The 11,197-nt window shown below is 67.9% G+C and carries 12 protein-coding genes and 1 pseudogene; 12 read left to right on the top strand and 1 reads right to left on the bottom strand.

Translation table 11 applies throughout. From position 1 onward, the window contains the following. From ACFVU9_RS42960 to ACFVU9_RS42910, 11 genes and pseudogenes are all read left to right on the top strand, one after another. A partial coding sequence (locus ACFVU9_RS42960; protein ID WP_387603076.1) for a transposase occupies positions 1-200 on the top strand: 200 nt, incomplete at its 5' end. Positions 201-549: 349 nt separating this feature from the next. Next, positions 550-1,734: an RNA-guided endonuclease InsQ/TnpB family protein gene (locus ACFVU9_RS42955; RefSeq protein ID WP_387603083.1), complete on the top strand. Its 1,185-nt coding sequence runs from the start codon at positions 550-552 to the stop codon at positions 1,732-1,734. 292 nt (positions 1,735-2,026) lie between these two features. Further along, positions 2,027-2,371 carry a hypothetical protein gene (locus tag ACFVU9_RS42950; protein ID WP_387603073.1) on the top strand — a complete coding sequence of 115 codons (345 nt, stop codon included), beginning with the start codon at positions 2,027-2,029 and terminating at the stop codon, positions 2,369-2,371. Then, positions 2,323-2,475 (top strand): hypothetical protein, encoded by a 153-nt coding sequence (locus ACFVU9_RS42945; RefSeq protein ID WP_387603070.1) that lies wholly within the window; start codon positions 2,323-2,325, stop codon positions 2,473-2,475. Before ACFVU9_RS42950 ends, ACFVU9_RS42945 begins: the two co-directional genes overlap by 49 nt. 283 nt (positions 2,476-2,758) lie before the next feature. Continuing rightward, positions 2,759-3,283: pseudogene (locus ACFVU9_RS42940) on the top strand (transposase); the annotation flags it as partial. 61 nt (positions 3,284-3,344) lie between these two features. Then, a complete protein-coding gene (locus ACFVU9_RS42935) occupies positions 3,345-3,680 on the top strand; it encodes a transposase (protein WP_387603068.1) in 336 nt (111 codons plus the stop codon). A gap of 833 nt (positions 3,681-4,513) precedes the next feature. Further along, the gene (locus tag ACFVU9_RS42930; protein ID WP_387603065.1) at positions 4,514-5,302 is read left to right on the top strand and encodes an MHYT domain-containing protein; all 789 of its coding nucleotides are present in this window, start codon (positions 4,514-4,516) and stop codon (positions 5,300-5,302) included. 103 nt (positions 5,303-5,405) lie between these two features. Beyond that, on the top strand, positions 5,406-7,667 hold the full coding sequence (locus tag ACFVU9_RS42925; protein WP_387603062.1) for a nitrate- and nitrite sensing domain-containing protein: 2,262 nt from the start codon (positions 5,406-5,408) through the stop codon (positions 7,665-7,667). After that, positions 7,664-8,074 (top strand): roadblock/LC7 domain-containing protein, encoded by a 411-nt coding sequence (locus ACFVU9_RS42920; protein WP_387603059.1) that lies wholly within the window; start codon positions 7,664-7,666, stop codon positions 8,072-8,074. The genes ACFVU9_RS42925 and ACFVU9_RS42920 overlap by 4 nt, the downstream gene beginning before the upstream one ends. A 2-nt stretch (positions 8,075-8,076) precedes the next feature. Continuing rightward, positions 8,077-8,457, top strand: coding sequence for a DUF742 domain-containing protein (locus ACFVU9_RS42915; protein ID WP_387603081.1), 381 nt, complete (start codon positions 8,077-8,079; stop codon positions 8,455-8,457). Beyond that, positions 8,438-9,091 carry an ATP/GTP-binding protein gene (locus ACFVU9_RS42910; RefSeq protein WP_387603057.1) on the top strand — a complete coding sequence of 218 codons (654 nt, stop codon included), beginning with the start codon at positions 8,438-8,440 and terminating at the stop codon, positions 9,089-9,091. Before ACFVU9_RS42915 ends, ACFVU9_RS42910 begins: the two co-directional genes overlap by 20 nt. Positions 9,092-9,460: 369 nt before the next feature. Here ACFVU9_RS42910 and ACFVU9_RS42905 read toward each other — a convergent pair whose 3' ends face one another. Next, positions 9,461-10,018 carry a papain-like cysteine protease family protein gene (locus ACFVU9_RS42905; RefSeq protein ID WP_387603054.1) on the bottom strand — a complete coding sequence of 186 codons (558 nt, stop codon included), beginning with the start codon at positions 10,016-10,018 and terminating at the stop codon, positions 9,461-9,463. A gap of 635 nt (positions 10,019-10,653) precedes the next feature. Between ACFVU9_RS42905 and ACFVU9_RS42900 the strand changes: the two genes are divergently transcribed. Beyond that, positions 10,654-10,857 carry an integrase core domain-containing protein gene (locus tag ACFVU9_RS42900; protein WP_387603051.1) on the top strand — a complete coding sequence of 68 codons (204 nt, stop codon included), beginning with the start codon at positions 10,654-10,656 and terminating at the stop codon, positions 10,855-10,857. Positions 10,858-11,197 lie beyond the last annotated feature (340 nt).

The following is an 11,197-nucleotide window of genomic DNA, read 5'->3' as shown; positions in this document are numbered from 1 at the left end:
TCTACCGCCGTTGGCGCCCACCCGTCGAACGCGCCGTCGCCTGGCTCGTCGCCCACGGCAACCGACGCCTACGACACCGCGGCACCATCAAGAACAACACCTGGCTCCACACCCGCGCCGCCGCCCTCAACCTACGAACCCTGATCAACCTCGGACTCACCCACAACGGCACCACCTGGCAGATCGGGGCTGCCGCCTGACAGCGGCAGCCCGGATCACACCAAGATCTTCATCAGCCTTCTAGCGGCTCCCGAGCGCCGTGTCCGATCCCCGCCAGCGCGCGCGGCGGGGCGGCGGCAGAGTCGGGGGCATGCACAAGGTCACCGCGAGCACTGGAGGATGCCATGGGGGTACCCCGGCCGAAAGCTGGGGCAAGGATAGCCGTTTCACCGTCAAGGCGGACCGTGTCTCGGGAGTGACGGTGCTGAGCGCGGGCCCAAGCAGGTGCAGGATCTCGGAGTTGATGGGCCGCTTGTCGGTGGCGGCTTGTACGGTCGGCCGTGGATGGAGTCCGTCGAGAAGTCTGAGCGCGAAACGGATCGCAACATCATGGCGACATTGAAGCCGGCGGCGGAGGAGATCGGGCACGCCCGGTACACCTACCGGCTTCGCGTGTCGTCCACCGCACTCGCGCTGCTTGAGGCCGAGTGGGGCCGGTGCCGTTGGATCTGGAACGAGTGCGTCCACCAGTCCCGCAAGACCGCCGCCGCGAACAAGGCCCTGCCGGATGGCGCGGAGAAGGTGACGTGCGGTCCGGCGCAGCTGGACAGGATGCTGACGCAGGCCCGCGCCGCCATGGTATGGCTGCGTGAAGGCGCTTCGGTTCCGCAGCAGCAGATCATCCGGGATTTCGCGAAGTCCCGCGCGAAGGCGCTCAAGGACATCAAGGCGAAGGTGCCGCAGCACCGCCGGGCGGGGATGCCGAAGCCGAAGAAGAAGCGCGAGGCACTGCCCAGTTTGAACTACACCCGGCGCGGCTTCTGCCTCAGGGACGGCCGCCTGCGCCTCGCGGGCGGAATCGCGCTGACGGTGGCGTGGTCGCGCGACCTGCCGTCCGCGCCGTCGTCGGTGCGCGTGTACCAGGACGCGGCAGGGCACTGGTGGGCGTCGTTCGTCGTCGCCACCGCCACCGCGCCTCTTCCCGCCACTGGCAAGGTGATCGGGATCGACTGGGGGGTCGAGGAGACCGCGACCACCACCAGCGACCCGCACGACCTCCCCCATCCGCAGCACGGCAAGAAGGCCGCCGCCAGGCTTGCCAGGTACGACCGGATGATGGCCCGGCGCAAGCCCAAGAAGGGCCGGCCCGGGTCCAAGGGCTACAAGCACGCGAAGAAGCAGCGCGCCAAGGCCTACCGGAAGGTCGCCGACCAGCGGACCGACACCGCCCGCAAGTGGGCCAAGTCCGTGGTCCGCGACCACGATCAGATCGCGGTGGAGGACTTCCGGCCGAAGTTCCTCGCCAAGACCACCATGGCCAGGAAAGCCGCAGACGCCGCCATCGGCGCGACCAAACGGGCCCTGATCGAGATGGGCCGCAAGCATGGGCGTACCGTGCACCTGGTACACCCCGCGCACACCACGATGGACTGCGCGCACTGCATGACGAGAGCCAAGCATGCACTGCCGCTGGGAATGCGCACCTACACCTGCACCGTATGCGGAGTCTCCTCCCCCAGGGACAAGAACTCCGCACACGTGATGCTCATCCGGGCTGGGCTCGTACCCGGCTGACGTTGAGGGCATAAGACATGGGCGTCCGCAGGGCGACCATGCAGCCCGAGTCAGAAATCCCCCAGACGAAGGCGGAATCCCCCGCCTTCAGGCGGGGGAGCAGTCAACGATCTCAAGGTCCTCTACTTCTTCGCTTCGGCACCCCCGTGGTGCTGATCGGCTCCCGAAACGCGGACGGCAGCGCGAACCTGGCGCCGATGTCGTCCGCGTGGTGGCTGGGCCACTCGTGCCTGCTGGGGCTGGGCAACAGCGCGCAGACGTCCGCGAACCTGCGGCGCGAGGGCGAGTGCGCGTGCTCAACCTGCCCTCGTCCGCGATGGTCGACGCCGTCGACCGGCTGGCGCTGCTGACCGGCAATCCGGTCGTCTCCGACTACCGGCGGGAGCAGGACTACCGCTACGAGCCGCGCAAGTTCGAGGCGGCGGGGCTGACCGAGCTGCCCGGGAAGCTGGTGCGGGCGCCGCGCGCGGCGCAGTGCCCGGTGCAGCTGGGGTGTCGGCTGGCGGCGGCCACGCCGCTGGCGGGCAACGAGCGGTGCACCGCCGTCGAGGTGGAGGCGGTGCGCGCGCACGTGACGAGCGGCTGCTGGTGCCCGGCAGCGACCACTACGTGGACCCGGTCGGCTGGGACCCGCTGATCATGAAGCTGTGCGAGTTCTTCGGCAACGGGCGGCGCCTTGCGCCCTCGCGCCTGGCGGAGGGCTGGCAGATGCCGGGCCGGCTGGCGCCCACGCGGGCCTGACGGAAGGTCCGGGACGGAGAGTCCCGGGGTTGACTTCAACAGCTGTTGAAGTTGTCGAATGGGCCCCGGCACCACCGCACGGGCGCCAATGTCGATGCCCACCCGTGCCGGGGGCCGGGGCCGCCTTCCATCCGGTCGTGCCGGAGGCGGCCCCGGCCCCCGCCGCCGTTCCAGGGACCGCTCAGGCGCCGGCGGCGACCGCCCTGCCGCCGCGGAACATCTCGACCACTCGTCGCCGACGAAACAGCCGTCACCGTCGAAACAGTAGACACGCTGGCTGCCGATGGTGAGCTGTGCCGTGCCGACCTCCGTACCAGCCCAGCCGAGGCCGAGCGCGTCCATGTCGGCCGTTCGTCGACTCCCATCGGGACACCGGCTGGGCGCCAGCGGTCGAGGCAGTGGCTGCGGCATGCGCCGCCTTTCCCTGCGGCCGGGCTGGCCCGATTGGGCCAGCCGCCGTGACGAACACCGCCCAGCGCCGACCGGGCGTACCGATGCCCAAGCCGTCCAGCTCGGGCGGGCGATAGTGAAGACCTTCACGGAGGCGATGGTGTCCGCGGATGTCGACCGGGCCGCCGCAGGCAAGTACGGCCACCCGGGTGAGGAGCTGGCCAACTCCCGTAACGGGCACCGCAATCGGGACTGGGACACCCGCGTCGGCACAATCGACCTGGCGATCCCGCAGGTCCGCTCGGGCTCGCACTTCCCGAGCCAGCTGCTGGAGCGCCGGAGCCGGGCCGAGCAGGCCCCGATCTCAGTGGTCGCCACCTGCCACCTGCTCGGCGTCTCGACCAGACGGGTGGAGAATCTCGCCGAGAACACGCGCTACCCAGCTCTCGAAGTCCCAAGTCTCTTAGATAGCGCAGCACTTGGACGAGATGATCACCGAGTTCCGAGGCCGTTCCCTCGACCAAGACCCCTACGCCCTCGCCCGGGTCGAGGCGCTCACCCGGAATGTCCGCGAAGACATCCGGGTCGTCAACGTCCACTGCCTGGTCACCGTCGGGGTCAACAACGAGGGCTGGCACGAGGTCCTGGGCCCGGACGTCGCCACCAGCGCAGACGGCACCGACTGGCGCACGTCCAGCGGGCAGGGCACATCCCCGGCGAGCACGCGCGAGTGCCTTGCGACGCTTCCGTCGCACTGTCTTTCAAATCTTTCAGATACTCACCAATGTTACCTGCCGCAGCTTCGAATCCGTTGACATGCTGATCAGGTGCACGTCAGGATGGCGGCATGCGGGGCGATTGAATCCCCGCCGCAAAGCTACATGGCTATCATCGGATGGAATGATGCTGCAGTATGCGAAATTACTGGAGCCACGCCAGCTCTGGATTCCACAGCGACCCCGGCCCACGGCATTCCCGATCTACTCAGTGATCATGGACCGATAGATTTCAAATGGATTCGCCGAATTATCGACCACGGAGCAACGGGCCCTTCTCAAACAGGTGCTTTCGGTGACACTGGGTACAGAGAGCGATTCAGCCGAACGGCCAGCTTCAGCGTCTTCCGCACCAAGAGCCCACTCCGCGGGCCGACAGCAGAACCGCAGACCTGCTCCATCCGACCTGGTTCGATGGCCGCCTGAGGCTGACCTCCGCACTACCCCCATTCTCTCCACATCCGGAGGCCTTCTACCAGGCCCGTCCGGCGCTGCCGGACGGCTGGTTGACGGACGTGGACCAGGGGACGCCGATTGACCGCTTCCCCTCGGCAGTCTGGAGTGCCAGCTGCAGGACGGGAGAGGACGGGAGGCTAGTGGGCCGTCATCGTGGCCGCCCCAGGCTCTCTGGTCGACTCTCGCAGCTGGTCCATCCCAGCTGGCGCTGTTGCCGCCGGCCGCGCACCGGACGGCGAACATGCCAGCCGCACCCGCCCCTCGCCGATGCGACCGTGCCCCGCCCGGCTGCTTGCGCTGATCAGCCTCCGCCCGGAACGCGAGTGGCTGGAGGACGTCGCGACACCCCTGGCCGCCACACAGGCGCGCCGAGGAACAATGCCGCCCTTACCCAAGCCGAAAGGACCAGAAGCCCGATGGGCACCATGAACGACTTCAGTTTCGGCTGGCTGACACCGATAATCTCATACTTGATCGCCACGACTGGTGCAGCAATCGGCCTGCACTGCACCGTACGAGCACTGGCCGCGACCGGCACCGGGCGCCGGAACTGGTTGCTCACCGCGGCTGCCGCGATCGGCACCGGAATCTGGACCATGCACTTTGTCGCCATCCTCGGCCTCACGGTGGATGGGACCGAACTGCGCTACGACGTCCCGCTCACTATGCTGAGCCTGGCGGTGGCGATCATGGTGGTCGGCGCGGGCGTGTACGCCGTCGGATACGGCCGGCAGCGAGCCCTCGCGATCCTGCTCGGCGGCCTCGGCACCGGACTGGGCGTGGCCGCCATGCACTACACCGGCATGGCGGCGATTCGCATCCATGGCACCTTCAAGTACTCCCCGGTGGCCGTCGCACTGTCTGTGGCGATAGCGATCCTGGCTGCGACGGCCGGCCTCTGGGCGGCTGTGACGGTGCGGAGCAACACCTCGATCATCGCCGCCGCCCTGGTCATGGGCCTCGCCGTCAGCTGCATGCACTACACCGGCATGGCCGCGGCCCACGTCGACCTGCATCCCGTCCGGACCGGTCTCGACGGTGCCGGGCCCATGGAGTTCGTCCTCCCGCTCTCCGTCTGCCTCGGCTCCTTCCTCCTGATCACCTACGCGTTCGTCGCCCTCACGCCCACACCGGCCGAACGCGCCGCGTACCAGCATGCGGGCGAAGGTCCGGGAGAAACCGCCCTCGACCCGAAGGGACGGTGATCTCATGGGAGTTCGTCACGCCACACCCGTTCCTGGGCCATCCCGCCCGGTGCCGCGACGGCTACGCCCGCACAGCATCCGGGCCCGCATTCTCGCCCTGCTGATGATCTCGGTGGTCTCCGTACTCACCCTCTGGGCCTTCGCCACCGTCAGCACGGCACGCGGCATCTGGGAGCTCCACCAGCTGAAGGACATCCAGAACCGCCTGCTCGACCCGATCGACGCGGTCGTCACCGGCCTGCAGACCGAGCGGGACATCGCAGGCCAGCTGCTGGCCGCACCCGGGCCGGCTGCGGAGGACCGGCTGCGGGCAGCCGCCGCGATCACCAACGGCGCGGCAGCGGAACTCCGCTTCGGTCACCAGTACAACGTCGCCGACGCCGAAGGCCTCGGCGAAGCCGCCGCCACCCGGCTCGATACCCTCGACCAGGCGATCGCCTCACTACCCGGATTGCGGGACCGGATCGCCACCGGCCAGGTCGACTGGACCGAGAGCTACCGCGTGTACACCTCCGCGGTCGAGGATGCCCTCGACGTCCTGGGAGCTGTCGCGCCGCCGTGGGACAACCAAGTCACCTCGAACTCACGCGTACTGCTCGAACTGGCCCGCAGCCAGGAACAACTGGCTCGGGAGGATGCGCTCCTGCGCGCCGGCCAGGCGGCCGGCACGCTGACCGATCAACAACTCCGCGACTTCGGCCGAGCCGTACATACCCGAAGGGCGTTCTTGAGCGCCTCGGCCAACGATCTGCGGCCGGCTGATCAGCGGGCCCTGCACACCGTCATCAACAGCACCGGCTACCAGCAGTTGCAGCGTCACGAGGACGCCATCGCCGCGGCTCCCGACGGCATAGCGGCCATCAGGGCCGGCGGCGCCGGTCAGTGGGCCGGTGTCGCCGGCCCGGTCTCCCTGGCGCTCCAGCAGGTACACACCACGGCCGGCTCGGCCTCCATCAGGCAAGCCGGCTCACCCGCCCTCGGGGCGTACACCGTCTCCGGTGCCGCGACGGCGCTCGGCCTGGTCGCGGTCGTCGTCTCGCTGATCGTCTCCGTGCGGATCGGCCGTGGTCTGGTCACCGAGCTGAACGAGCTTCGAAGCTCAGCGCTGGACCTGGCCAGACGAAAACTCCCTGAGACCATCCGGCGATTGCACAGCGGCGAGGAGCTCGACCTGGAGACGGAGGCCCCGCTGCCGGCGGAAGGTGACGGCGAGATCAGCCAGGTGCACCGTGCCCTCGCCATTGTCCAGCGGGCCGCCATCACTGCGGCAGCAGAGCGAGCCGCAGTCGCAGCCGCAGTCCAGCGGGCAGAGGTACTCTCCGGGGTCTCCGGCGTGTTCGTCAACCTCGCACGGCGCACCCAGGTGCTGGTCAACCGTCAGCTGTCGCTGCTGGATGCGATGGAGCGCCGTGCCGAGAACCCTGACGAACTCGCGGACCTGTTCCGGCTCGACCATCTCACGACTCGAATGCGACGCCATGCCGAAGGCCTGATCATCCTCTCCGGCGCGGCGCCCGGCCGGGCCTGGCACGAGCCCGTTCCGCTCGTGGACGTGGTCCGGGCCGCAGTCTGCGAGGTGGAGGACTACACGCGTGTCGAGGTGCACCAGCTGGCACCTGTCGCAGTGGCCGGGTCTGCGGTGGCCGACCTCATCCATCTGCTGGCCGAACTCGTGGAGAACGCCACCGCCTTCTCGCCTCCGCACACCAAGGTGCTGATCCACGGCGAGCGGGTGGGCAATGGTTTCGTCGTCGAAATCGAGGACCGCGGGTTGGGCCTGGGCCCGGACGCACTGGCCGACGCGAACCGCCGGATCAAGGCCGCTGAACAGGCCGACCTGCTGGACAACGACCGGCTCGGGCTGTTCGTGGTCAGTCGACTGGCCGGCCGACAGGGAGCCCAGGTCGCGCTGAAGCCATCGGTGTACGGCGGGATCACCGCGGTGATCCTGCTTCCTGACGCCCTGGTGATCGATACCGTCGGCACGCCCGGTCCGGCCACGGGTCTTACTCGGACGAGCGCTCAGCCGACCCCGCGCGCCCGTCTACACCCACTCGCCGGGCCGGTCGGCCAACAGCCAGTGATGCCCGGTGAACGACTGGAGATGGAGATGCCTGATGAGCAGCCAGTGCTGCCCGGTGGCAGTGATGAACTACCGCTCCGGGTACGGCAGGCGAACCTCGTACCTCAGCTGCGCCACACGCCGCCCCCGATGGCGCCGCCCCAGGCCGCCGGACCCAGCCCGGAGCAAGCCCGGGCGGCGATGGCCGCCTACCAGCAGGGCTGGACGCACGGACAAGCGGGCCAGGCGGAGCGGAGTCCGCGTACTCAACGACCCATCCACGGCGAGGGAGAGTTCCGATGACCACCGCGACCCACTACTCCGGAGAACTGGGCTGGCTGCTCGACGAGTTGGTCTCCCGGGCGCCACAGGCCCGTTTCGCCGTGATTCTTTCCTCCGACGGCCTGGCCATGGCGACATCCACCGGAGTCCGGCGCGAGGACGGTGAACACCTGGCCGCCGTCGCGTCCGCCTTCCACAGCCTGGCCAAAGGCGCCGGAAGGCATTTCGGGGCCGGCGAAGTCCGGCAGACCATAGCCGAGTTGGAGCACGGTTTCGTATTCGTCGTGGCCTCCGGGCAGGGGACCTGCCTTGCCGTGTGCACGGCCGGCGACACCGACCTGGGTCTGATCGCCTATGAGATGGCCCGTTTGGTCCGTCGCGTCGGTGAGCACATGTACGTGGCACCTCGCGGCGCGGTCGGCGGTTGATCATGCCCCCCTGGGAGTTGCCGCGTCCGCGGTCCGACGCTGCAGCGGGACCGATCGTGCGCCCCTATGCGATGACCGGGGGGAGAACCACACCCAGTCGCAGCGGGCTCGACCTGGTCGCCTTGGTGGTCAGCGACGTTCCCGACCCGGCCGCCGTGAATGTCGGGCCGGAGCACGACCTGCTGCTCACGCTGTGCCGACAGCGTCCGCTGTCAGTAGCCGAGCTGGCCGCCGACACGGACCTGCCGCTCGGTGTGGTCCGAGTACTGCTAGGCGACCTGTTGGACTCCGCGTTGATTCGCGTCACCCAGCCCGCGCCTCCTGCATTCCTTGCTGACCCGCACGTCCTCCAGGAGGTCATCGATGGACTACGCGCACTCTGAGTTCTCTCGCTCCGATCCTTCTCACACCGGCTCTGTTCACTCCCCCCCGGCTCGCTCCGATTCACCAGGGCTGGCACTCAAGGTCCTCGTGGCCGGCGGCTTCGGCGCCGGCAAAACCACATTGGTGGGGGCGGTCAGCGAGGTCCGTTCCCTACACACAGAAGAGTCACTCACCGAAGCCGGCCGAGAGACCGACAACCTGGACGGCCTGGAGCGGAAGAGCACCACGACCGTGGCGATGGACTTCGGCCGGATCACCATCCACCAGGGGTTGTCGGTCTACCTCTTCGGGACCCCGGGCCAGGACCGCTTCTGGTTCCTCTGGGACGAACTGGCGCAAGGGGCTCTGGGCGCCGTGGTACTCGCTGACACCCGCCGGCTGAGTGGCTGCTTCCCCGCCGTGGACTTCTTCGAGCGCCGGGCCATCCCGTTCGTGGTCGCCGTCAACCGATTCCCCGGCTCCCGTGACTTCCAGTTGGGCGACGTCGCACGGGCACTCGACCTGGACGCCGGCATACCCGTCATGCAGTGCGACGCGCGGCTACGAAGCTCAGGCAAGGACGTTCTGATCGGTCTCGTGGAATACGCGAGCCGGATCCACGCAGACCGACTGCTCTCCAGGGCACGCGCCTGACAGCACGGGAGCCTGATTCTCTCGGCGGCAGCCAGCTACTTCAGGCAACGCTGCACTCCGACAGCACCACTCAGACGTCATGGACTCAAGCTCAGCGGCTGCAGCGACGAGTCGCTTCACAGGTTACCGGTGATTTGGCAAACCCGTGAGTAGAGATCAAGGGGCTGGCCGGTGGCCAACGAGGCCAGCATGGCCAGGAGTTCGGTGACGGGGACGTGTTCGACCAGGCCTGCCGGTAGCGGCGCAGGGCGCGCCAAGGGTCGAGCCAGGCACGGATTGCTCGGATGGGTCGTGGCCAGCTGGGCGGCTGCGGCCCGGGTCGGCGGCCCACCATCGGCCTGGCCACGGGCGACTGGGGCAAACTCCACATCACCCCTGCGCGGAGTCGGGCTCCTGCCCCGCCCCCGTTCCCAACCCCCGGCCCTGCCACGAGTCCTCCCCGGAGGCTAGCCCGATCTGGTACACATACGCGGTCCAGCGAAATTCCTCGTTCGAGACAAATTCATCGTAGGAGCGAGACTGGTAGCGCGGGGACGCCGGCCACGGGTCGCTGTAGTGGACGGTTTCGTCGGCGTCGTAGCCGTAGATGACGACGTCATGACCTCCGCCCGTGGCCCAGGCCAGCTCCGCGATGATTGGCCGATTTGCATCGATCTCCTCCTTGATGCTATCGAAGTCGAGGGGACCAACATCACCGGTACCGGGGAGCAGGCCGAGATTCTTCCAGCTCAGCTGCACCGCCCTCAGGAATCCGATCTCGTTAGGGACAGCGAGCGTGCCCAAAGGCAGCAACGCAGTTGCCCCGATGAAGCCCGACTGGCTCACGTTCATGTCCCTGCCGAGGAATCGAGCGATACTCAACCCGCTGGCGGCCCAGCACCACAGGGACTTCTCCTGGACCAACTGAGTGAAATTGAGTTTCGTCATCGTGTCACCCCGGGGGAGGCCAGTGCGGCACCGGCGGTCGCCACCACAGGCCATGCCACCGAAGCCAGGGTTCGGTCCTGCGGCAGGGCGCTCTCGCGCATAGCGGACCCCGATCGACTGGAAGTCGCTATCAGACCGTTCTTCAGCATCAATCCTCGCCCCTTCCAGGGAGTTTGACGGAGAAATCGCCAAAGCAGCCATGAACAGGCCTCATCTGACGATCCATGCAGGGCATGCAGCAAATAGCCGAACGGACGATACGGGGCCTGGGAGCTGATGTCCGCCGCACGGCCGTGAATTGAAAAGGATCGAACCATGACGAACGTTATGGATTCGACGCCCACGGCTTGCAGACAGTCACTCGCCGAGAGATATCGCAGGCGCGCGTTCAGCCGCGAGATCGCGGCCTGTTACAGGAACTACAAATGCCGTCCGCGCGTCTCAGCTTGTTGTTATAGCCCCGGTGGCTCGTCGCACTGGTACACCTGCGCAAGCACAACACCCTCGCGCAGATCACGGCTGGCCTCCACTCGGCGGTGATGTGGTCCTCGGCCAAGTGCCGGCGGTGGTCGACCTCGGCGTTCACCGCTTCCAGCTGACCAGGCATCAGCCGGAGCGCCAGGGCCAGGCCGTGGATGGCCTGCTGGTGCAGCACCCCGCCGCCGAGTCCTTCTTCGCCACTCAAAAGAGAGTTGCTCGGCGACCGCCCCTGGCCCAGCCGAGCCGCAGCGCGGACCGCGATATTCGAGTGGATCGAAGCCTGGTACAACATTCGCAGGCTGCACAGCAGCCTTGGCTACCGCAGTCCCGCCGAGTGGGAGACCGTACTGGCGGCCTGACCACCACACCGACGGTGTCCGTCAAAGCGGAGCAAGAGAGACTTGCCACTCGATCGGCAGACCGGCACTGTGAAGTGCGCCCCGGGCTGGCCGCAGCCGGGAACGTGTTGGCCACCAGCCCCCATGCTTCATCGAGGTCTAATACCGACCGGGCCGGCACCCTTCTCCGCACGAGCTACCAGCCGTTCCCTTCCGGGTCCTCACCTTCCGGGCCCTCGTCCCGCAGGTCCTCACCATCCGGATCCTCGTCCCGCAGGTCCTCACCATCCGGATCCTCGTCCCGCAGGTCCTCACCATCCGGATCCTCGTCCCGCAGGTCCTCACCATCCGGATCCTCGAC

It is taken from the genome of Kitasatospora sp. NPDC057936, assembly GCF_042887525.1.
Lineage (GTDB): Bacteria > Actinomycetota > Actinomycetes > Streptomycetales > Streptomycetaceae > Kitasatospora.
The sequence above is the reverse complement of the archived record's forward strand: the minus strand, read 5'-3'. Positions and strand labels throughout refer to the sequence as shown.